At 48.1% G+C, this 20,789-nt stretch carries 20 protein-coding genes, 2 pseudogenes and 1 riboswitch; of the genes and pseudogenes, 12 read left to right on the forward strand and 10 right to left on the reverse strand.

Features of this window, described 5'->3' with window-relative positions; all coding sequences use genetic code 11:
• Nucleotides 1–136: 136 nt before the first annotated feature.
• Complete coding sequence (asnB, locus tag QRX25_RS05300) at nt 137–1,978, forward strand: asparagine synthase (glutamine-hydrolyzing) (protein WP_115997936.1); 1,842 nt, start codon at nt 137–139, stop codon at nt 1,976–1,978.
• 84 nt (nt 1,979–2,062) lie between these two features.
• Nucleotides 2,063–2,806: a squalene/phytoene synthase family protein gene (locus QRX25_RS05305; RefSeq protein ID WP_115997937.1), complete on the forward strand. Its 744-nt coding sequence runs from the start codon at nt 2,063–2,065 to the stop codon at nt 2,804–2,806.
• 35 nt (nt 2,807–2,841) lie between these two features.
• On the opposite strand, the gene QRX25_RS05310 is transcribed toward QRX25_RS05305, so the two are convergent.
• Nucleotides 2,842–4,209, reverse strand: a complete 1,368-nt coding sequence (locus tag QRX25_RS05310; RefSeq protein ID WP_115998001.1) for an MATE family efflux transporter — start codon at nt 4,207–4,209, stop codon at nt 2,842–2,844.
• 122 nt (nt 4,210–4,331) lie between these two features.
• Here QRX25_RS05310 and QRX25_RS05315 point away from each other — a divergent pair, with 122 nt between their 5' ends.
• The 3 genes from QRX25_RS05315 (at nt 4,332) to iolX (ending at nt 7,532) form a co-directional block, all read left to right on the forward strand.
• Nucleotides 4,332–5,195, forward strand: coding sequence for an AraC family transcriptional regulator (locus tag QRX25_RS05315; protein WP_065981134.1), 864 nt, complete (start codon nt 4,332–4,334; stop codon nt 5,193–5,195).
• Between the two features lie 35 nt (nt 5,196–5,230).
• Nucleotides 5,231–6,256 carry a transcriptional regulator DegA gene (gene degA, locus QRX25_RS05320; protein ID WP_115997938.1) on the forward strand — a complete coding sequence of 342 codons (1,026 nt, stop codon included), beginning with the start codon at nt 5,231–5,233 and terminating at the stop codon, nt 6,254–6,256.
• A 244-nt stretch (nt 6,257–6,500) separates the two neighbouring features.
• Entirely contained in the window at nt 6,501–7,532 is a 1,032-nt protein-coding gene (iolX, locus tag QRX25_RS05325; protein WP_115997939.1) for a scyllo-inositol 2-dehydrogenase, read from the forward strand.
• A 45-nt stretch (nt 7,533–7,577) separates the two neighbouring features.
• Here iolX and QRX25_RS05330 read toward each other — a convergent pair whose 3' ends face one another.
• Nucleotides 7,578–8,072 (reverse strand): DinB family protein, encoded by a 495-nt coding sequence (locus QRX25_RS05330; protein WP_065981137.1) that lies wholly within the window; start codon nt 8,070–8,072, stop codon nt 7,578–7,580.
• Nucleotides 8,073–8,225: 153 nt separating this feature from the next.
• Between QRX25_RS05330 and QRX25_RS05335 the strand changes: the two are divergent.
• Nucleotides 8,226–8,621 (forward strand): annotated as a pseudogene (locus QRX25_RS05335) (PLP-dependent aminotransferase family protein); the annotation flags it as partial.
• A gap of 9 nt (nt 8,622–8,630) precedes the next feature.
• On the opposite strand, the gene QRX25_RS05340 reads toward QRX25_RS05335, so the two are convergent.
• The 4 genes and pseudogenes from QRX25_RS05340 to QRX25_RS05355 all read right to left on the reverse strand — a co-directional run bounded on the left by QRX25_RS05340 (nt 8,631) and on the right by QRX25_RS05355 (nt 12,651).
• The gene (locus QRX25_RS05340; RefSeq protein ID WP_065981139.1) at nt 8,631–9,257 is read right to left on the reverse strand and encodes a pentapeptide repeat-containing protein; all 627 of its coding nucleotides are present in this window, start codon (nt 9,255–9,257) and stop codon (nt 8,631–8,633) included.
• Nucleotides 9,258–9,452: 195 nt separating this feature from the next.
• Nucleotides 9,453–9,922 (reverse strand): annotated as a pseudogene (locus QRX25_RS05345) (GNAT family N-acetyltransferase).
• 83 nt (nt 9,923–10,005) lie between these two features.
• A complete protein-coding gene (locus QRX25_RS05350; protein ID WP_065981140.1) occupies nt 10,006–11,847 on the reverse strand; it encodes a bifunctional homocysteine S-methyltransferase/methylenetetrahydrofolate reductase in 1,842 nt (613 codons plus the stop codon).
• Nucleotides 11,848–11,936: 89 nt separating this feature from the next.
• Nucleotides 11,937–12,059: riboswitch (SAM riboswitch) on the reverse strand.
• Between the two features lie 100 nt (nt 12,060–12,159).
• Nucleotides 12,160–12,651: a YajQ family cyclic di-GMP-binding protein gene (locus QRX25_RS05355; RefSeq protein ID WP_013351787.1), complete on the reverse strand. Its 492-nt coding sequence runs from the start codon at nt 12,649–12,651 to the stop codon at nt 12,160–12,162.
• A 99-nt stretch (nt 12,652–12,750) separates the two neighbouring features.
• On the opposite strand from QRX25_RS05355, the gene QRX25_RS05360 reads away from it, so the two are divergent.
• The 4 genes from QRX25_RS05360 (at nt 12,751) to cypC (ending at nt 17,823) form a co-directional block, all read left to right on the forward strand.
• Nucleotides 12,751–13,647 carry a CvfB family protein gene (locus QRX25_RS05360; protein WP_193551600.1) on the forward strand — a complete coding sequence of 299 codons (897 nt, stop codon included), beginning with the start codon at nt 12,751–12,753 and terminating at the stop codon, nt 13,645–13,647.
• 166 nt (nt 13,648–13,813) lie between these two features.
• Nucleotides 13,814–14,788: a BMP family lipoprotein gene (locus QRX25_RS05365; RefSeq protein WP_212100879.1), complete on the forward strand. Its 975-nt coding sequence runs from the start codon at nt 13,814–13,816 to the stop codon at nt 14,786–14,788.
• Nucleotides 14,789–14,790: 2 nt separating this feature from the next.
• On the forward strand, nt 14,791–16,440 hold the full coding sequence (locus tag QRX25_RS05370; protein ID WP_115997941.1) for a methyl-accepting chemotaxis protein: 1,650 nt from the start codon (nt 14,791–14,793) through the stop codon (nt 16,438–16,440).
• 132 nt (nt 16,441–16,572) lie between these two features.
• A complete protein-coding gene (gene cypC, locus QRX25_RS05375) occupies nt 16,573–17,823 on the forward strand; it encodes a CYP152 family fatty-acid peroxygenase CypC (RefSeq protein ID WP_212100881.1) in 1,251 nt (416 codons plus the stop codon).
• A gap of 44 nt (nt 17,824–17,867) precedes the next feature.
• Here the strand turns inward: cypC and QRX25_RS05380 are convergent, their stop codons facing one another.
• Entirely contained in the window at nt 17,868–17,990 is a 123-nt protein-coding gene (locus QRX25_RS05380) for a DUF3941 domain-containing protein (protein WP_014470021.1), read from the reverse strand.
• A gap of 48 nt (nt 17,991–18,038) precedes the next feature.
• Entirely contained in the window at nt 18,039–18,890 is an 852-nt protein-coding gene (locus QRX25_RS05385; protein ID WP_212101653.1) for a DegV family protein, read from the reverse strand.
• 125 nt (nt 18,891–19,015) lie between these two features.
• On the opposite strand from QRX25_RS05385, the gene QRX25_RS05390 reads away from it, so the two are divergent.
• A complete protein-coding gene (locus QRX25_RS05390; protein ID WP_013351793.1) occupies nt 19,016–19,858 on the forward strand; it encodes a YitT family protein in 843 nt (280 codons plus the stop codon).
• Nucleotides 19,859–19,872: 14 nt separating this feature from the next.
• Complete coding sequence (locus tag QRX25_RS05395) at nt 19,873–20,334, forward strand: BsuPI-related putative proteinase inhibitor (RefSeq protein WP_045507050.1); 462 nt, start codon at nt 19,873–19,875, stop codon at nt 20,332–20,334.
• Between the two features lie 36 nt (nt 20,335–20,370).
• Here QRX25_RS05395 and QRX25_RS05400 read toward each other — a convergent pair whose 3' ends face one another.
• Both QRX25_RS05400 and QRX25_RS05405 read right to left on the reverse strand, forming a co-directional pair.
• On the reverse strand, nt 20,371–20,568 hold the full coding sequence (locus tag QRX25_RS05400) for a DUF3813 domain-containing protein (protein ID WP_013351795.1): 198 nt from the start codon (nt 20,566–20,568) through the stop codon (nt 20,371–20,373).
• Nucleotides 20,568–20,717: a hypothetical protein gene (locus QRX25_RS05405; RefSeq protein WP_193551601.1), complete on the reverse strand. Its 150-nt coding sequence runs from the start codon at nt 20,715–20,717 to the stop codon at nt 20,568–20,570. Before QRX25_RS05405 ends, QRX25_RS05400 begins: the two co-directional genes overlap by 1 nt.
• Between the last annotated feature and the right edge of the window lie 72 nt (nt 20,718–20,789).

The following is a 20,789-nucleotide window of genomic DNA, read 5'->3' on the forward strand; positions in this document are numbered from 1 at the left end:
TCTTTCCAAATCGGACTTGTCTCATACAACTCTTAGTGGGACAAATCAACTATCTGCGTTTCTTTGCATAAACTGGGTAAAGTGCTGATAGAAACGAATTTGATACCGACAGAAACGGGATTGGAGCTGATATCACATGTGTGGAATTGCGGGTTGGGTCGATTTTCAAAAGCAGCTCGTCCAAGAGAAACATATTATGAACAATATGATAGACACTCTTTCAAAACGAGGGCCTGATGATTCAAACGTTTGGGGAGAGCCCCATGTTTTATTCGGACATAAAAGACTTTCGGTCGTTGATATTGAAGGCGGCCGCCAGCCGATGGCCTGCACGCATCAAGAGGAAACGTACACCATCATTTATAATGGCGAGCTGTATAACACGGAAGAATTGCGGAAAGAGCTGCAGGCGAGAGGCCACCGTTTTGAACGGACCTCTGATACAGAAGTGCTGCTGCACAGTTATATTGAGTGGCGGGAGGAGTGCGTTCACCGCTTGAACGGTATTTTCGCTTTTGCCATCTGGGATGAAAAGCGGGAGCGCCTGTTTGGGGCGCGAGACCGGCTCGGCGTCAAACCGTTTTTTTATAAAGAACACGGTACTTCCTTTCTGTTTGGATCAGAATTGAAAGCCATCCTTGCTCATCCTGATGTGAAAGCCCGCACAGACAGCACCGGACTTGCGGAAGTTTTCGGACTCGGACCGTCCAGAACACCGGGCTGCGGGGTTTTTAAAGGAATTCACGAAGTGCGTCCCGCTCATGCGTTCACTTTTTCAAAGGACGGTTTGTCCATCTGGCGTTATTGGAATGTAAAGAGCGAAAAGCATACAGACAGCTTCGATGAAACCGCCGCTCATATTCGGTACTTATTTCAGGATGCGGTGACACGCCAGCTTGTATCTGACGTGCCGGTCTGCACATTTTTGTCAGGGGGGCTTGATTCGAGCGCGATTACCGCGATAGCCGCCGCTCATTTTGAGAAAGAAGGCAGAGATCCCCTCCATACTTATTCAATTGATTATGAGGAGAACAGCAAATTTTTTAAAGCGAGCGCATTTCAGCCGAATGATGACGGCCCGTGGATCGATAAAATGACAAATGCATTCGGCACACAGCACCATCAATGCGTAATTACGCAGGATCAGCTGGTTGAACATCTGGAGGAATCCGTTCTCGTCAGAGACCTGCCGGGCATGGCTGATGTTGATTCCTCGCTGTTGTGGTTCTGCCGTGAGATAAAAAAAGATTTTGTCGTGAGCCTTTCCGGAGAATGCGCGGACGAAATTTTTGGGGGATATCCGTGGTTTCATACCGCGGCGGAAGAAGACGGATTTCCTTGGATGAGATCCACTGAGGAGAGAATCACCCTCTTGGACGAAAAATGGCAAAAACGCCTGAATTTAAGAGAATACGTGAATGCGAGATATGAAGAAACTATTGCGGAAACACCGCTGTTAGACGGTGAGACGGGAACAGACAAAGCGAGACGGCAGCTGTTCTACTTAAATATGCTTTGGTTTATGACAAATCTGCTGGACCGCAAAGACCGCATGAGTATGGGCGCAAGTCTTGAAGTGCGGGTGCCGTTCGCCGACCACAGACTCGTGGAATACGTTTGGAATATCCCTTGGGTAATGAAAATGCATGGCAGCCGGGAAAAAGGCATTTTGCGGAAGGCGCTTGAAGGATTGCTTCCGGAAGACATTCTGTACCGCAAAAAAAGTCCTTACCCGAAAACGCATCACCCGAAATACACGCAAGGGGTTACAGAGTGGCTGAAAACGATTTTACAACAAAAAGATTCCGTACTTCACACCCTGCTGGACAGAAAAAAACTGGAAATGCTGCTGGAAACAGAGGGGTCATCTTTTCAGGTTCCATGGTTCGGCCAGCTGATGAAAGGCCCGCAGCTGATCGCCCATCTTGCCCAAATCCATACATGGTTTGAGGCGTACCGCATTGATATAGAAGAATAACAGTTCCGCGACCGGTTTCCGCTGAGGATATCGGTCTTTTTATTGTGAAACATATGGTACACTAAAAAACAGAGGAGTGATACCATGACCGAATACAAAACATGCGCGCAGCTTGCCGAGGCGCATTTTCCTTTATATAAACGGACTTTTTCATCCCTGCCGCCAAAAAACAGGCAGGCCGCATGGGCTGTGCTTGCTTTGTTTCATGAAGCTGAGAGCCTTGAGGATGTTCAGGAATTTGAGGGATTTGAACAGACGGCACAAGACGTTCTGAACGGGACAGGCCCCGAAGACTTTTTATGGGAGGCGCTCGCCGACGTGCGGCAGCAATTTGCGCTGGAAGAAGAGCCGTTCCGTGAGTTTATCGCCGGCCAAAGGTCTGACAGAGAAAAAGAGACCTATCAAGAGTTTGATGACCTCCTGATGTACGCGGGCCAAACAGGCGGAGCGCTCGGTCTGCTTCTGCTGCCGGTTTGCGCGCGTAGAAATCAAGAGAAGCTCCGCCATGCAGCCGTTTCATTAGGAGCAGCCGTGCAGCTGACCCGGGTTCTCACTGGGGTTCATACGGATGAGCGGATGAAAAAGCGTCTTCCGCGTCAGGTGATGGAACAATTCGGCTATACGGAAGAAGAGCTGGAGAGACATACCATCAACAAAGCTTTTATGAATGTATGGGAGTATATCGCTTTCGAAGCCGAGGCGTATTTCGAAGAGGCGTCTGAAGAGCTGGAGCTGTTTCCGTTATACTCAAGGCCAGCCGTTACCGATTTGCTGGCACATTACCGGTCAGAGCTCGATGACATGAGAAAACGGCTTACGCAGGCATAAAAAAACGCCCGGCTTCATAACGAAGCTTCGGGCGTTTATGCAATCCCTTTTTGAATCCAAATCCGCGACTTCCATCTTCTGTACATGAGAATGCCTCTGACCCATTCATCCGCGATAAATGAAATCCAGATGCCCATAAGCCCCAATCCGAAATGGATGCCGAACAGATAAGCGAGAGGCAGACCGATGCCCCACATGGATATCATCGCCATATAGACGGGGAATTTTGCATCTCCTGCGGCCCGGAGCGAGTTGATGATTATGACATTAAATGAACGGCCGGGCTCAAGAATGATCGTCATGGCAATCAGCATGCTCGCCGTCGCAATAATGTCAGGGCTGCTTGTGAAAATTCCGATCAGCTGCTTTGAAAACAAGGTCATGATAACGGATGTCAAAGCGGCAATGCCAAGCGCCCAGTACAGACTTTTCATGCAGCGGTCATAAGCGTCGTCAAACTGTTTCGCGCCGATATATCTGCCGATCAAAATCTGTGTGCCCTGGCTGATCGCCGTTCCGAACAGCAGGATAAACATGGTGATGTTTTGTGTATAAACCTTTGTTGTGAGCGCCTGGGCGCCCATAATGGCGATAAAATAAGTGACAACCATTTGTGAAATGTTATAAGACAGCTGTTCGCCGGCAGACGGAATCCCGATTTTCAATAGTTTCCGCAAGTGCTCTTTATGAACGTGAAAGATCTTTTTCCATGTCAGACCGAGTCCGATGCGTTTTTTGACGATCACAATCATAGCTGCTAACCCGATGATCCGCGCGATGGACGTTGACATCGCAACCCCGGCGACGCCTAGCACCGGCAGGCCGAGCGGCCCGAAGATGACAAGAAAGTTTCCGGCAATATTTAAAATATTCATCCCGATCGTAACGAACATCGTATCCTTCGTATGACCGTAGCTTTTTAAAATGGCGCTGAACGTCATAATCAGGGCCTGAATGAATGACAGCCCGCCGACCACCTGTAAAAAGACTTTGGCATCGGGCATCAATTCATTGGAAAGACCCATGACATGAAGCATCGGAACGGCCGCGAAAAACACGGCGGCGCTGATGGCGAGACTGATGACAAAGTTCGCTCCTATCGAAACATAAGCCACTTCCTGCGCCTCTTTTTTCTGCTTAGAACCTAAAAACTGCGAAATCACAATTGTCGTGCCCGTTGCGATAAAGCTGAACATCACGATAATTAAATTTAAAATCTGATTGCTGACACCCACGGCCGCCACACTGTTGTCAGAGTATTGGCTAAGCATAAGAGTGTCGGCGTTTCCCATAAACATATATAATGAAACCTCAATAAATATCGGCCAAGTCAGCGCGTATAATGAGAGTTTGTGATCAGAGGATTGTTTGAATGCAGTCCGTTTTAAAATCGCTTGTTTCATTTCTTTTAACCCCTTTCCTGACAAAATCAACGTTTAAAAGTGTACCTCCATTTTCTTATAATAAAAAGGGAGAGAAACGAAACTTCTTGCAAAAATCCGACTTAAAAAGGAGGGCCGAAAATATGTCCTTTCTCGAGTTCACAGTCCCTCCGTTCCCGGTCTTTATCGCTGCGGGAGAAGGGACGTTCAAAAAAGGCGAAACCCATGTGAGACGGGTCTTCCCGGTGTTTGATCTGCTGTATGTGAAAGAAGGCGTCCTCTACATTACAGAAGACGAAAACGCCTTTTCCGTAGAAGCCGGAGAATATATTCTGCTTTCTCCCGGCCTTGAACATTACGGGACAAAAGGAAGTGAAGAAACGACATCCTATTCGTGGCTTCATTTTGAGGGAACGGCATATGAGGTGACGGAAACAACCGGGAATAACTGGGCGGAGCTGAGGCGGAAAAAAGGCAGCTTTGAAGAGCCGGCCCGCTACCGCCTGTCTCTGCCGCAAAAAGGTAAAGTGAGGCGCCCTCAGTTTATGGCCGGGCAATTCAGCGTCCTGACTGATGACAGCGCAGAGAACTCCGACCTGCCGCTCAGAAAGCAGATTCTGTTTGAAGAGCTGCTGCTTCATCTTCAAAAGGAAGCGTTCCAAATACCGTCCGCAAAGGAAAGAGTCGCATGGGAGGCCGCCCGGTATCTGCAGGAGCACTATCAGGAGAAAACCACCATCAAAGCGCTCTCTTCGGCTCTTCATTACAACCAAGACTACGTGACCCGCTGCATGCAGCAGGTGCTCGGCGTCACGCCCGGCCAGTATACGAACAAAGTCAGAATGACGGAGGCGAAGCGTCTTTTGTCCGCCACCAATCACAAAATGGGGGCAATCGCAGACGCCATCGGCATGGAGGACCCGACCTATTTTTCTAAACTGTTCAAACAGATTGAAGGCATTACGCCGCTTGAATACCGCAAATTCGTAAGCAGGAAAACGGACTGACCTAAAACCAGAGAACAGAAGAGGGATTAGTAAGCATGAAAATGACAATTTACGATGTAGCCGAAAAGGCGGGCGTCTCCATTTCGACCGTCTCGCGGGTCATCAACAACACGGGGAGGATCAGTGACAAAACACGGCGGATGGTGCTCCGTGTCATGGAGGAGTTGGACTATCATCCGAATGTTCACGCATCCGCCTTGACGGGCAAAAAGACGAATATGATCGGCCTGATCACCCCGGATATTTCAAATCCGTTTTTCGGGGAACTGGCGAAAAGCATTGAAGACAGTGCCGGTGTACTTGGGTTTCATATCATTATCTGCAGTACGGATTATCAGCCTGAAAAAGAAACGAAGTATTTTTCCATGTTGCGGCAGAAGCAGGCGGACGGCATTATTTTCGCGACGGGGCTTGATCATGATGACAGCGTTACGGCGCTTGATGATATTGTGAAATCGGGCACCCCGCTTGCGATGATCACTCAGGATAAACCGCTCGCGCCGATGGACGTCGTCATTATCGATGATTTTCTCGGCGGCTATACGGCGGCTGAACACCTTATATCTTTAGGCCATAAAAAGATCGCCTGTATCGTCGGCAACGGCTCGACCACGGGTGAAAGAGACAGAATCAAAGGTTTTCAAAAAGCGATGCGTGAAGCGGGGATGACACTCGATGAATCGCTCATCATTCCGACGGAATATTCGCTGGAAAGCGGAAAACAGGCAGCGGCTGAGCTGTTTGACAGAGACCTTCCGACCGCCGTTTTCGCCTTTAATGATGTGTTATCATGTGCGGCAATACAGGCTGCGCGCTCCCGGGGCATTCGGGTGCCGGAAGACTTGTCCGTCATCGGCTTTGACAATACCATTCTCGCTGAAATGACGGCTCCTCCGCTCACGACGATTTCCCAGCCTATCCGCGAAATGGGGAGGCGCGTCGTTGAACTTCTTATTGATGAGATTCAAGGGAAGAAAAAAACAAAAAGCAAAATCATTTTATCTCCGGAACTTGTCATCAGGCATTCTACGGCACCGGCAAAAACGCGACCGCATCAATGAGGCGCGTTTTTTTCTGTGAAAAACATTGTCAAACGAGCGAAAAGCATTGTAAAATAAAATCAGCTTTTGAGAAAGCGCTTGCGCAAAACAAAATAAACAATATAAACAATCAGCCTGCATTATAAATAAAGCGCTTTCTCGATGATGATTATGAAAGAATGATAGATGATAAAAGCAAGTTTAATAAGAGAAACCGCTTGCTTTAACGCAGCATGCGGCCTCAAGGTAAAAGGAGCGGAGATATATGACAGATCAAATCAGATGTGCGGTGCTGGGATTAGGGCGATTAGGATATTTTCATGCAAAGCATTTAGTCAGCGAAGTTCAGGGAGCCGAGCTTGCGGCCGTCTGTGACCCGATGAAGGGGAAGGCGGAAACGTGTGCGAAAGAATTAGGAATCGCCAAATGGACGGAAAATCCGAATGATCTGCTGGAAGATGAGCCGATTGACGCCGTCATCATTGTCACCCCGACAAGCACACATGCGGAAATGATTACCAAGTCCGCTGAAAACGGAAAGCACATCTTTGTTGAAAAGCCGCTGACCCTTAGTCTTGAGGAATCTAAAGAAGTCATGAAAAAAATCGAAGAAACGGGCGTCATCTGCCAGGTCGGGTTTATGAGGCGGTTTGACCCGGCTTACGCCGACGCGAAAAGAAGAATCGACGCCGGAGAAATCGGCAGCCCCATTTATTATAAAGGATTTACGAGAGATCAAGGCGCACCGCCCGCTGAATTTATCAAACATAGCGGAGGGCTTTTCATTGACTGCTCCATTCATGATTACGACATCGCGAGATATCTCATGAATGCCGAGGTTACGTCCGTCAGCGGGCACGGGAGAATTTTAAAGCACCCGTTCATGGAGGAATGCGGCGATGTTGATCAGGCATTAACGTATCTTGAGTTTGACTCAGGCGCGGCCGGCGATGTGGAGGCAAGCCGAAATTCTCCGTACGGCCATGACATCCGCGCAGAAATTATCGGCACGACGGGAAGCATTTTAGTCGGTACGCTGCGGAAAAGCCATGTTACCGTTTTAACGGAGTCAGGCAGCAGCTACGAAATTATCCCGGATTTTCAAGCCCGCTTTAAAGACGCTTATCGTCTGGAGCTTGAGCACTTTGCCGAATGTGTGAAAAAAGGGGAAACTCCGATTGTGACAGACGTCGATGCCACGATTAACTTAGAAATCGGGATCGCCGCGACGAATTCTTTTAAAACCGGGAGGCCTGTAAAGCTTACCCCGGGCGCTTCCAGCTATGCCGGATTGTGATAGATTCGAAGAGAAAAAGCAAAGGCTCAGCATGCCTTTGCTTTTTTATGATTCGTCTGAAAAGAAAATGTAGTCAGTCGGCACGCCTTTATATCCCATTTGATGAAGCATCGCGCTTATGTTGCCGCGATGGTATGTGCCGTGATTCACAACATGCCGGATCACATCTGCATATGTCGTCTTTAGCGTTCCCAGGCGCGGATGAGAAATGGAAATCGGACCTTCCGGATTCTCCAGTTCTTTTAAAAATCGGCTGTAATCTTCGTACTGCTCTGTCATTCTATTTTCAATAGCCCCCAAATCTCCGCCAAGCTTTTCAAATTGATCAAATCGCGAGACGATTTGTTCGTAAGTTTCTCCGTAAAGCACGTGAAGCCAGATGTAATCGGCCCGGCATATATGCACAAGCACGGCGTTCACGGTCGGGAAAACACTTTTAAGTTTCTGCTGTAAGCTTGCCGCGGGCATGGTCTTCAGGTGCTGAATGACTTGCTCATTCGCCCACCTGTGGTAATGATGCAGCTTTAGAATCTCTGACATTCCAATTCCCCCTTTCCCCTTCGGTACATTCAACATGACTTGCCGGATCTCCTTTTTATCGGAGCAAAAGCGTTGCAAAATAAACAGCCGCCCCCCACATCACCAATGCCGAGCATTTATTCAGGATGCCGAGCAGCCGGCCGCCCGAATCCGATGCAGACGGATTACGGCTCCAGCGCTTTATCCCAATGGGCGGCATGCCAATGGCTGTCAAACGGCCGCTATGAAACGCGTCTCTTGCGTCTCAGGAAGGAACTCAAAATCAGGAGAGATGCGGCATTGCATTTTCTTGAGAAATACGCGGGAGATATTGCGGAGTGGCATGTTCCGGAGGGAGGCTTTTATATTTGGGTTACCTTTCATAAAGCGTTCGCTGTTCAAACGTTTTTCACCCGTGCACTGGAGGCCGGCGTGCTGATCAATCCGGGAGCTCTTTACCTTCCCGAAGACCGGCAAAGCCTGCGTCTTTCCTATTCGTACGCATCCTTGCCGGACTTGGAAAAAGGCATTCGAACGATAGCGGACATCGCCCGCCGTTTCATTTTGTAGTTCAGGGGATTACGTCACGATGGCTCCGAGCGCTTCTGCGAATGTAACGGCCTGCGCCGGAGAGATGCGGCATCCTTTCAGCTTATCAAGTGAGACGTGCAGGTGATCAAATGTGCACGTACTGATATCCATGTTAAAAAGAGACGTGCCGATGAAGTTTGAGCCGTTCAGATCACATGCGTTAAGATCTGTGTGTTCAAGGGCGGCATCATTCCACTCGCTTTCTAAAAGAGCGCACGTGTCAAACCGGACATGCTTCATATTGGAATAGCTGAACGAGCTGTAATTTGCGAGGCAGTCTTCAAACCGCACATTGCGCATAGCGGAATCCGCCAAGTTCAAGCCGAGAAGTTTTGAATGCTGAAAGACCGTTCTATGGATGATGCTTCCGCTGAAATCAGCGTTTGAGAGATCACATTTTTCAAACAGAACATCCGTACATTCCATATGTCTGAAAGAGGCATCTATAAAAACCGTGTTTCTGAAAATGACTTTTTCAGCGCGCAGGCTGTGCAGTTTGCCGCTTATGATTTCGTTTTCAATTATGACTTCTTTGATCTGTTCGTCCTGAAGCGCTTCGGTGAAAGAAAGCACCGGCAATTCTTTCGGGATTTTCGGTTTTTGGATCGTATTCATCTTTTACTCCCTTTTCTTAAAAAATAGCTGAAATCGGCAATGCCAGGTATCGTTTCACACCTGCTGTCCTTGTTGCTTAATGAACAAAGGGTAATAAAAAAGCGGGAGAGCGTCAATAGCGGCGCTTAAAAAAGCATGGGGAGCGGGACGTGATGTCCAGATCCGCTTAACGCTAAAAATAACAAAACAAAGCCCTTATAAGAGACGCCAAGGGCTTTTGTCTGTTTCAAGCGAGTTCTTATACATGATCACATACGAGCCGATGCCGGGTATGTCAAAGGAGCTTCCGATGCTTGTCCAGCCGAGCTTTTCATAATATCCTTTCACGTGACATCTGGCGTTGCACCAGACAAGCGCCGCCCCCATATCGGCCAGTTTCCGTTCTGCATAGGCGATTAATGTGCTTCCCGCTTTTTGTGTCCGGTATTCCTCAAGCGTCGCCATGCCGCGCAGCTGGTAGGCGGGCTCAGCTTTTAATGCCTGCTGATGCTGCGGATAGAAAGAAGCGATGCTGATCAATTGTCCGTCGTAAAAACCTCCGAGATGAAAAGCTCCTTTTACGCTGTCCTGATCATATTTACAATCCTCTATCGTCTGATGGGGCGCAGCACGCTGTGTCTGATCGCGTACGTGTCTTCTGCGGTGATGGGTTTTACTTCAACCATGAAAAAATCCTCCTTTGCTTGATTCTTTTTCTGTATCGTACCATGAAAAAGCCGCCTGTCATATCAGGCGGCTTGTTTTCACATCAATGCAAATATACATCAGCCCGCTTTTCATCCTTTTGCTTAATATAAGCTGCAAGTTCTGACGTCAAATCAGAACGGAGAAACGGGGTGATTAAATAGATTCCGTTAAACAGCTCGCACGCCGTGTCAAGAAGCGACTTGGCGATGGCAAGGCCCTCGGCTTTCTGCTTCCGCTTATCTTCACCGGCCTGCGCCATTTTTTCCCGGATGCTGTCTGACAGCTTAATGCCCGGTATTTCATGATGAATGAACTCTGCGTTGCGGCTGCTCGTTAACGGCATAATGCCGATATATACCGGCGTTGTGAGATGCTTCGTTTCATGATGAATGTCAATGAGCTGCTGCTCTGAGTAAACAGGCTGAGACACGAAGTAGTCGGCTCCGCACTCGATTTTTTTCTCGAGCCTTTTTACCGCCTTATCAAGATGGCGGACATTCGGATTGAATGCCCCGGCTACGGAAAAGTTCGTTTTCTTGCCGAGCGGTTTCCCTGATAAGGAAATGCCCTCGTTGAATTGCTTAATCAGCCTGATCAAGTCAAAGGACGTCAAATCATAGACGGAGGTAGCTCCCGGAAAGTCGCCGATTTTTGAAGGATCGCCCGTGATGGCTAAAATGTCGGTGAGCCCGAGCGTATCCAGCCCCATTAAATGTGACTGAAGGCCGATGATATTGCGGTCTCTGCATGTAATGTGGACGAGAGAACGGATATCAAGGCGCTCTTTCAGTAATGCACCGCAGGCCGCATTGCTGATTCTCGGTGTCGCCAATGAATTGTCGGCGAGCGTCAGCGCTTCTATGCCGGTTTCCTTTAATTCAGCCGCCGCTTGCAGAAATTTTTCAAAATTCAATTTTTTCGGCGGATCAAGCTCTACGATAATTGACCGTTTTTGCGCGGCGATTTCGTCTAAACCCGGCTCGGTCCGTTCATCCCGGACTGAGATGACTTCTTCTTCCCGTCTGATTTTCACTTCTTTATCAGTGACGGGTGAGAGTCCTCTGACCGCTTCAGCCATGGCTCTGATGTGGTTGGGCGTTGTGCCGCAGCAGCCCCCGATAATGCGCGCGCCCTGAGTGCGGAATTGTATGGCGCTCTCCCGGAAATAGGCATCGTCCGTATCATAAACAAGCCGGCCTCCTTCTAAAGACGGAAGGCTGCTGTTCGGATAGACCGATAAATAAGCGTCACGGAAAATAGGCACTTCGGTAAGGGCTTCAATCATGTGGTACGGGCCGAGCCTGCAATTGATTCCCGTTATATCAGCGCCGAGGCCGGCAATTGATTTGAGGGCTTCCCGAAGCGATGTTCCGTCCTGCAGCACGCCCTGTTCGTGCATGGAAACGTTCAGCATGATCGGGAGTTCCGTTTCTTTTCTGGCGATCTTCAGCACTTCGCGCGCCTCTTCTAAATCATAGTATGTTTCCAAAAGCAGGCCGTCCGGCTCCTCGTGAAGCAGTAAATAAAGCTGCTCCCGAAAGCTGCGTTTAATCTCCTCAAGGCTGTAGGCGTTTTTGTTGAAGGTGCGGATGCCGCCCATCGTTCCCAAAACATAAGCGCCGTCTGAGGAAGCGCGCGCGATTCTGACCGCCTCCTGATTGATTTTTTTCGTTTCATCCTCAAGTCCGTATCTTGAGAGCTTAATAAAATTCGCGCCGTACGTGTTTGTTTGGACGATGTCTGCCCCGGCTTCCACGTAAGCCTTATGTATCCGCTTGATTTCATCGGGCTTTGAGACGTTCAGTTCCTCAAAACATCTGTCAATGCCGTAGGAATAAAGGAGAGTGCCCATCGCGCCGTCCCCGATTAATATCCGTTCTTCCAAGTCTTGTAATAGTCCCATTGTTTGCCTCCTTCATCACATTCAGCAAGGAAAAAAGAGAAATAAAAAAAGTCTTCTTAAGAAGAAGACTTTGTGATCATTTGTCTCTCTTCTTATCTTCCAAGCTGTTGTTTAGCTTGCTGGATTTAGCACCTTGGTCATGGTTTGGTTAAACCATTACACCGGTTGCTGAAGCGTCGTCGGGCCAGTCCCTCGGCTTCTCTTGATAAGAACGTTCATTTAATTGTCATGGGTTTCCAAAACGTAACTGTGAAAATCCCTTTCTCCAAATTTACCGAAAATAGAGACAATAATCAATAGGAATCACATAATTTATCTAAAATTAATAAATTGAACATCAATCGGCAGGTCTGCACCGCGGACGGCTGCAATAATCTGCTGCAGATCATCTTTATTTTTTCCGGTGACGCGCACTTGGTCGTCCTGAATCTGCGACTTCACTTTCAAGCCGGAGTTTTTAATCACCGCATTGATTTTTTTTGCGTTGTCTTTATCAATGCCCTGTACAAGCTTCGCGCGCTGTCGCACCGTGCCTCCCGAGGCATTTTCGATTTTGCCGTATTCAATGTTTTTCGTCGGCACGTCCCGTTTGATCAGCTTGCCGCTCAGCACATCTTTGAGCTGATTCAATTTAAACTCGTCATCTGAAATCAGGACAAGTTCTTCCTTTTCTAAACTCACATCGCTTTTAGATCCTTTAAAATCATAGCGTGTGCCGATTTCTTTCAGCGTCATCTGAATCGCGTTCTGCACTTCGGGAAATTCAACTTTTGATACGATATCAAAAGAACTTTCTTTTGCCATGAGAAAACCTCCTATAACATTTCACTTATGAGTTGATTATAGTAGAATAAAGAGAAATGTCCAACAGCATAAAGCATGAATTTGTGTGAATTGGAAAAAATGAGAAAAACATCAGCCTCATACGGGCGAAGCAGGAAGGACGATAACATGAGACCAGGGCAGCAGCTCACGCTTAGTATAGATCACCAAACCGATTTCGGTTATTTTTTAACTGACGGCGAGGATACGGTTCTTTTACATAACAGTGAAATCACAGAGGATATCGAAGACAGAGATGAAGTGGACGTATTTATTTACGTCGACCATCAGGAAAGGCTCGCGGCGACGATGAAAAAGCCGCTCATCAGCTTTTATGATTACGGATGGGTGGAAGTGACGGATAAAGTGGAGGATATGGGCGTATTCGTCGATGTCGGTCTGTCAAAAGACGCGCTCGTCGCAACGGAGCATCTGCCCCCGTACAAATCCGTCTGGCCGCAAAAAGGCGACAGACTGTATTGTATGCTTAAGGTGACAAACCGCGGGCGCATGTTTGCCAAGCCGGCGCCGGAGGACATCATCAGCGAATTATTTACGGATGCAGGCGAAGAGATGATGAATAAAGAACTGACGGGCACGGTGTATAGGCTGATCGCATCAGGCTCTTTCCTGATTACTGATGAAGGCATCCGCGGGTTTATTCACTCTTCGGAAAGAAAAGAAGAGCCGAGACTCGGCAGCCGTGTGACAGGGCGTGTCATCGAGGTGAAGGAAGACGGCTCCGTCAACATGTCGCTGCTGCCGAGAAAGCAGGACGCGCTTTCCGTTGACGCGGAAGAGATTTTGACCTATCTGAGATCAAGAAACGGCGCGATGCCATACGGAGACAAAAGCCATCCTGACGATATCCGCGAACGGTTCAATTTAAGCAAAGCCGCCTTTAAGCGGGCGCTCGGCCACCTGATGAAAAACGGCAAGGTGTACCAGGAAGACGGCTGGACATACGAAAAACAATAAATTTTCTGCAAAAACATCGGTGAACAAAACCGATGTTTTTTATTTCCTGTAAAACCACAATATTCCTTGTTTTCTTAGTTCTTCATGTAAAAATAAATATTTTATTGAAATAAAATATTCTGACACGCAGACCGATATATAGAAAAAACCGCAAAGGAGAGTTTCAATGAAAAAAATGATGATATTTGCGGCTGTTCTGCTGATCGCACTCGGTGCGGCCGGATGTGCAAACAGCCGATCAGACGAAACGGCCGGCCGCGAGGCGAAAAAAATCGGGATGATGCTGACGGACAACGGACTTGGCGACCAGTCCTTTAATGATTCCGGTTTTCAAGGCTTAATGAAAGCAAGAGACGAGCTCGGCATCACATTTGACTACAGAGAAATAAAGGATACCGATACATATGAAAAAGGACTGACTCAGCTTGTAAAAGAAGGAAATGATCTTGTTGTGGCACTCGGCTACAGCATGCAGCCGGATTTAGAAAAGGTCGCTAAAAAATATCCGAACCAGCAGTTTGTGCTGATTGATTCAGTGTCAGAACTGAAAAACGTCACCTCCGTTACCTTTAAAGAAGATGAGGGAAGCTATTTAGCGGGAGCACTAGCGGCCCTGACAACAAAAACCGGCACGATCGGATTTATCGGCGGCTCAGATGCCGACGTCATTAAACGGTTTAAAAAAGGCTATATGGAAGGGGCGAAATCAATCAAACCAAATATCCGTGTGCTGTCTGAAATCAGCGGATCGTTTGATAATGACAAGCTTGGGCAGCGGATCGCCAAACGAATGATTCATCAGAAAGCCGATGTCCTGTTTACGGCGGCCGGTTTTACGGGTGTCGGCGCGCTGAAGGAAGCGGAGGCCGAAAAGATATACGCGATCGGTGTGGACAGCGACCAATATTACACTGCCGAACACGCCGTTATCTCCTCTTTAGTGAAAAACGTTGACCATGTGATTTACGAGCTGGCCAAAGATTTAAAAAACGGAAAGCAAATCAAAAACGGCCAAATCGTTTACGGATTAAAGGAAAATGGCATGGACTTAGCCCAGATCAGAATCGTGAAGAATTCAGATGAGCTGACAAAAAAAATCGCTGATATGAAAAGCAAGCTGATCGAAAAGGGAGGGGAATGAGCGTGACATTACGGACCAGACTTCTCGTTAACGCGGCCGTGACGATGATATGCTTTGCCGCTGTCATTGGTTTTACGATCGTAAACATGATGAAGATTCAAGCCTCAAATGAAGATGAGGTCGAAGCGCTGTTAAGCGTTCAGTCGGCGAAGGCTGAACTCAATACATTGAAAGAAAGCATCACAAGCTACTCCTACACGCTCGCCGATGCCCAGAAAGAGAGCGTTCGCACCTATATGAAAAACAGCTCCGACCGCCTGAATGCGCTACAAAAAACAATGACTGACCCGGCGGGAAAAGCCGCCTATGACAAGCTCGCCAAAAAATATGAAACATGGCAGACGGAGGCTGCCGCGGCCCTGAGTACAAAGAGTCCGGCCGAAGCGACAAGGACGGCGGCCCGCATTAACGGTCTGCTTAATGACATTTATATGCTCAATCTTGAAAGCCGCAGCCGTTATGAACAGATGCAGAAACAAACGGCCGATCAAATTCAATTTATCGTTTACAGCGCAGCGGTGTTAACAATCGTGCTCCTTGCCGTTACCGTGCTTTCATCCGTCAGGCTGACAAAGAAAATTGCCGGGCCGATCCGCCAGATGGCCGAACACGCCCGGCAGATCGCCGGCGGAAACCTGGCTGTTGAAAAGCTCGACTACAAAGGAAAAGACGAGCTGAAAGAGCTGAATGATTCATTCGGAATCATGACAGAACAGCTCCGCACCTTAATCAAGGCGATCGGAGAGGTCGGCCGCGAAGTGGAAACATTTGCAGAAGGCCTGACGAAAGAAAACCAGACACTCACGGAAATGACCGAGCAGGTGTCCGTATCAACGGAAGAAATGGCAAAGGGCTCACAAACCATTTCAGAAGACTTGCAGCATGCGGTGTTATTTATTGAAAAAATGGATGAGCACGCAAAAGCGAATGCCGAGCGCTCAAAACAGACCACTGCAAGCAGCGAGGACACCATTTCAGCGGTGGCTGCAGGCCGAAATGCTTTGGCAGAAACAAAACAAGCGATTGACAAAAGCAATGAAACGTCAAAAGAAATCTCAAAAGCCGCTGATCTGTTCATAAAACATGCGGCAGGCATCAGTATGATGGCCCAGACCGTTTCTGACATTGCGGGCCAGACCAATCTGCTGTCATTAAATGCGGCGATCGAAGCGGCCAGAGCAGGCGAGGCCGGGAAAGGATTTGCCGTCGTTGCCGAGGAAATACGGAAGCTGGCAGACGGATCAGCCAAAGCAACCGCGCAGATTTTCGATATGGTGAAGCAAATTGAAGGCGGCATCACATCTATTACCGGCGCTGTCACCACCGGCGTCGCTTTAGGGGACAGACAGCAGGAGCTAATGGAGAAAACGTCGGAATCATTCGCCCATATCGAACAGAAAGCCGCGCACATTAAGGCGGAGCTTTCTCGCTTAGACGGGCAGATCCGCGAATCGAAACAGCTTGGTGAGCAAGTGCTGCAGCATGCCGAAAGCATCAGCGCCGTCGTTCAGGAAACAGCCGCCGGAAGCGAAGAAATTTCAGCCTCGGCCTTGGAGCAGCTGTCATCCTTTAAAAACATGACGCAAAGCGTCAATGCCTTGCGCAGCCTGACAGAACGGTTAAATGATCAGGTCCGCCGTTTTACATTGTAACGGGCTTTTGCTCCGCCCCTGATTTTTGCAGCCTGACATGAGTAACTTCTGAATGAAACACAAATACTGAATATAAATGTGTTTACATTTATTCTTTTTCGTGAAAGGTGAAAAAAGAAGGGAGGAATCGAGATGAATGAACAAATTCCGCATGAAAAGGGTCTTGATAATAGTCTGGCTTTATTACGCGATGGATATGTATTTGTAAAAAACAGAGCGGAGAATTATCGCTCGGATGTGTTTCGCGCCCGATTATTAGGGAAGACATTCATTTGTATGAGCGGAGCGGAAGCCGCAAAGCTTTTTTATGACACAGAACGATTTCAGCGCCAGCATGCCCTCCCCAAACGGGTCCAGAAAACGTTATTCGGAACAGGGGCAATCCAGTCAATGGACGGTGAACGGCATAAGCACAGGAAGCTTCTATTTATGTCGCTGATGACGCCGCCCCGGCAAAAACGGCTTGCGGAAGCGGTGGCAAAACAGTGGAAAGCATCTGCGGAAAAGTGGGAGGGTTCAGACCGAATTGTCCTTTTTGATGAAGCGAAGAAAGTGCTGTGCCGGGCTGCCTGTGAGTGGGCCGGCGTTCCGCTGAAAGACTCGGAAGTAAAAGAGCGGGCGGAGGATTTCACCGATATGGTAGACGCGTTCGGCGCAGTCGGACCGCGTCATTGGAAAGGCAGAAGAGCGAGGCCGAAAACGGAGAAATGGATAGAGGAGGTCATTGAGGATGTGCGGTCCGGCAAACTGCAAACGCCGGAGGGCTCAGCCTTGTATGAAATGGCTTTTCATACAGAACTTGACGGGAGCAGGCTCGATTCTCACATGGCTGCTGTTGAGCTTATTAATGTTCTGCGCCCGATTGCCGCCATTTCTTACTTCATTGCGTTTTCAGCTCTGGCATTGCATGACCACCCTGAATATCGGGATAAGCTGAGATCGGGAGGTGATCAGGAGGCCGAAAGATTTGTACATGAAGTTCGGCGGTATTACCCGTTCGCCCCGTTTTTAGGAGCCGTTGTGAAAAAAGATTTCGTATGGAAGAATTGTGAGTTTAAAAAGGGTGCATCCGTCATGCTTGACCTATATGGAACAAACCATGATTCCCGGCTTTGGGAGAATCCGAATGAATTCCGCCCGGAACGTTTTCAGGGACGGGAGGAAAATAAATTTGATTTCATTCCCCAGGGCGGAGGTGACCCGGCTAACGGCCACCGCTGTCCGGGTGAGGGAATGACCGTGGAAGTCATGAAAGCTTCCCTTGCGTTTCTTACTAATGAAATAGAGTACGATGTTCCGTCCCAAGATTTGAGCTTCAGCCTGTCCAGAATGCCGGCATTGCCTGAAAGCGGATTTGTGATAGGTGATGTGAGACGCAAATAGAACACAAAACAGCCCTCTTCCTGAAAAAGAGGGCTGTTTTGTGATTACAGGTGATCGGGTTTTTTTGATTCCTGTTTCTTGCCTGCCTGGCGGTTTTTTTCGGCAAGCCGGTTCTTTTTCTGATTAAGGGCGTTATTATCAAGCGGTTTTTTATCATCGTCTTTCATGCGGAAAGCCTCCCTTCTTTCCGTTAGGATGCCCGCCGGCATTGGAAATTATGGCTTCAGGAAAAAAATCGCAAGCGTCCCCGGCCCGGAATGAGCGCCGATGGCTGATCCGATTGAATGAAGAATGACCTCTTTCGGATGGAACGCTTCTTCGATCTGCTGTTTCATGCTGAGAGCGGTATCTTCGTTATCGGCATAGCTGATTCCGACGGTTTGATCCGCCCAATCGCCGCCTTCTTCCTTCATCATTTCTATAATCCGTCTAAACAGTTTCTTCTGTCCGCGCAATTTTTCGAGCGGCACGAGTCTGCCGTCCTCCACATGCAGAATCGGTTTGATGTTCAAAAGCCCTCCGACAAAAGCGGACGTTTTTGAAATCCTGCCGCCCCGCGCAAGATAAGCGACATCATCGACGGTAAATATATGTTTCATCCGGGCGCAAAAGCTCTTTACAGATGTTTCGATTTCTTGTATTGTATTTCCGTTAACACAGAGTGTTTGCGCGTACATCACGGCGAGACCGCAGCCTAAAGAAGCGCATTTGGAATCAACAATCCGCAAATCAAAATCGGGAAATTCCTCTTTGATTTCATTGGCGACCATTACGGCCGTCTGATAGGTGCCGGAAAGACCTGATGAAAAGGCGATGTAAATCGCCGGTTCTCCCAGTTCCGCGTAATGTAAAAATACTTTTTTTATCGTTTCCGGCGATGCCTGGGATGTTTTCGGAACTTTTCCATCCCGCATCGCTTGAAATATATGATCCGCCTGAATGGTGACCGTGTCCTCATATTCGTTTCCGTCAAGTGTTACGTGCAGCGGAATGAACCCGATCCGGTTTTCTTCAATGAAGGATTTCGGCAGGTCAGAGGCGCTGTCAGCAATAAGGTGAACTGTCATCATAATTCCCTTCTTTCCAATTGGTGAGAGTCATGCCAACTATATCATATAAATTTGGCAAATTAGTGTTCAAAACTTTGTATTAAGGGAAAAGCTAATAATGAAAATGAGCGGAGGAGCAAGCCATGGTACTTGAACAAGCAAAAAAATTAACAATCGTCGTCATCGGCGCGTTTCTGTATGCGGCGGGACTGAATTTATTCCTGATACCGGCGAATGTATATGCCAGCGGTTTTACCGGCGTCGCCCAGCTGCTGTCAAGCGTCGTTGATCAATACGCCCCTTTTTATATTTCGACAGGAGTTCTCATGTTCCTCTTAAACATTCCCATCGGTGTGTTAGGGTGGCTGAAAGTCGGCAGATCATTCACCGTATACAGCATATTAAGCGTAGCGCTGACGTCCGTCTTTATGGGAATTCTCCCGGAAATGAGACTGTCGCACGATATTCTCCTGAATACCGTATTCGGAGGAGTCATCTCAGCTGTCGGCATCGGTTTAACGCTGAAATTCGGCGCTTCCACAGGCGGCCTTGATATCGTGTCGATGGTGCTGGCCAAATGGAAGGATAAACCGGTCGGTACGTATTTCTTCATTTTGAACGGGATTATCATTTTGACGGCAGGATTATTGCAAGGATGGGAGAAAGCATTATATACCCTTGTCGCTCTGTATGTCACAACAAGGGTGATTGACGCCATTCACACCCGCCACATGAAACTGACCGCCATGATCGTTACGAAAAAAGCCGATGAAATCAAAGAAGCGATTTACGGAAAAATGGTCCGCGGCATTACAACGGTGCCGGCAAAGGGCGCTTACACGAACGAACAGAAAGAAATGATGATCATCGTCATCACGCGGTACGAATTGTATGATCTTGAGAAAATCGTGAAAGAGGTCGACCCGAAAGCCTTCACAAACATCGTGCAAACGACGGGGATCTTTGGTTTCTTCAGAAAAGACTGATAGGAGCGGATAGAATGAAATGGCTGTTTGGCCTGTTATTACCGGTCATTTTACTGATCGGATGCAGCAGTCAATCCGGGCAGAAGGAGCCCGCTGAGGAGGTATCCGGAGAGATGAATGAACAGCAAGTGGAATTAGCCGTAAATCCTGTGCAGACGGATCAGCAGATCGAATTTCAAATGTCTTTAAAAAACAAAAGCGGCAGCCCGATCGATTTCACATTCAGTTCAGGGCAGAAATTCGAATTGACCGTACATGATCAACATAACAAAGAACTGTACCGCTATTCAAAAGACAGAATGTTTACTCAGGCGTTTCAGACCGTGACATTAATGCCGAATGAAACATATGACTTTTCAGATGTGTGGAAAAACGTGCCCGGCCCGGGAACATATACGGTCACGGTGACGTTTTTAGGAAAGTCCGATCAGATCGGAAAAAGGCTGAAAACGGTAAAAACATTTGAAGTGAAGTAAAAAAACGGCGCCCCCGTCTAAACGGGGCGCCGTTTTTTATTGCAATTTCTCCAGCTGATCCTGAAACTGGTGCAGCTGCTGACGTTCTGCATCTGTCGAATTGGCGTACGCAGAAGACACAGCATTTTTGGCGCGTGAGACAGCTTTTTCCCGGTCGCCGTCCTCGAAACCGTTAGCAATCATGACAGCCTGCTGGACGAATGACTTGGCTTGAGAGAATAGTTCGTTTCTCATTAATAATAAACCTGTCTTTCAGCTTCGTCTTTTGCTGCCTCATGCTGTGCTTCCTCTAATGTAGACCGATATGGAAATCTTGCGTCATGAAGACTGACAGAGTCCTTGCCTTGCTGAATAAACCGTTTTGATTTGTTTCGTTTACCCATTGCAATGTCCCCCTTCCATATTTAGACGAGATGAGTCGTCTGTTTTAGTATGGGCGGAAGGCTTCGGGTTAT

The sequence above is a fragment of the Bacillus sp. L381 genome, from assembly GCF_030284525.1.
GTDB lineage: Bacteria > Bacillota > Bacilli > Bacillales > Bacillaceae > Bacillus > Bacillus amyloliquefaciens.

Excerpts from the sequence above, each read along its gene's own strand:
- asnB (WP_115997936.1), top strand. The coding sequence starts at position 137 with ATGTGTGGAATTGCGGGTTGGGTCGATTTTCAAAAGCAGCTCGTCCAA.
- QRX25_RS05305 (WP_115997937.1), top strand. The coding sequence starts at position 2,063 with ATGACCGAATACAAAACATGCGCGCAGCTTGCCGAGGCGCATTTTCCT.
- QRX25_RS05310 (WP_115998001.1), bottom strand. The coding sequence starts at position 4,209 with ATGAAACAAGCGATTTTAAAACGGACTGCATTCAAACAATCCTCTGAT.
- QRX25_RS05315 (WP_065981134.1), top strand. The coding sequence starts at position 4,332 with ATGTCCTTTCTCGAGTTCACAGTCCCTCCGTTCCCGGTCTTTATCGCT.
- degA (WP_115997938.1), top strand. The coding sequence starts at position 5,231 with ATGAAAATGACAATTTACGATGTAGCCGAAAAGGCGGGCGTCTCCATT.
- iolX (WP_115997939.1), top strand. The coding sequence starts at position 6,501 with ATGACAGATCAAATCAGATGTGCGGTGCTGGGATTAGGGCGATTAGGA.
- QRX25_RS05330 (WP_065981137.1), bottom strand. The coding sequence starts at position 8,072 with ATGTCAGAGATTCTAAAGCTGCATCATTACCACAGGTGGGCGAATGAG.
- QRX25_RS05340 (WP_065981139.1), bottom strand. The coding sequence starts at position 9,257 with ATGAATACGATCCAAAAACCGAAAATCCCGAAAGAATTGCCGGTGCTT.
- QRX25_RS05350 (WP_065981140.1), bottom strand. The coding sequence starts at position 11,847 with ATGGGACTATTACAAGACTTGGAAGAACGGATATTAATCGGGGACGGC.
- QRX25_RS05355 (WP_013351787.1), bottom strand. The coding sequence starts at position 12,651 with ATGGCAAAAGAAAGTTCTTTTGATATCGTATCAAAAGTTGAATTTCCC.
- QRX25_RS05360 (WP_193551600.1), top strand. The coding sequence starts at position 12,751 with ATGAGAAAAACATCAGCCTCATACGGGCGAAGCAGGAAGGACGATAAC.
- QRX25_RS05365 (WP_212100879.1), top strand. The coding sequence starts at position 13,814 with ATGAAAAAAATGATGATATTTGCGGCTGTTCTGCTGATCGCACTCGGT.
- cypC (WP_212100881.1), top strand. The coding sequence starts at position 16,573 with ATGAATGAACAAATTCCGCATGAAAAGGGTCTTGATAATAGTCTGGCT.
- QRX25_RS05380 (WP_014470021.1), bottom strand. The coding sequence starts at position 17,990 with ATGAAAGACGATGATAAAAAACCGCTTGATAATAACGCCCTTAATCAG.
- QRX25_RS05385 (WP_212101653.1), bottom strand. The coding sequence starts at position 18,890 with ATGACAGTTCACCTTATTGCTGACAGCGCCTCTGACCTGCCGAAATCC.
- QRX25_RS05390 (WP_013351793.1), top strand. The coding sequence starts at position 19,016 with ATGGTACTTGAACAAGCAAAAAAATTAACAATCGTCGTCATCGGCGCG.
- QRX25_RS05395 (WP_045507050.1), top strand. The coding sequence starts at position 19,873 with ATGAAATGGCTGTTTGGCCTGTTATTACCGGTCATTTTACTGATCGGA.
- QRX25_RS05400 (WP_013351795.1), bottom strand. The coding sequence starts at position 20,568 with ATGAGAAACGAACTATTCTCTCAAGCCAAGTCATTCGTCCAGCAGGCT.
- QRX25_RS05405 (WP_193551601.1), bottom strand. The coding sequence starts at position 20,717 with ATGGGTAAACGAAACAAATCAAAACGGTTTATTCAGCAAGGCAAGGAC.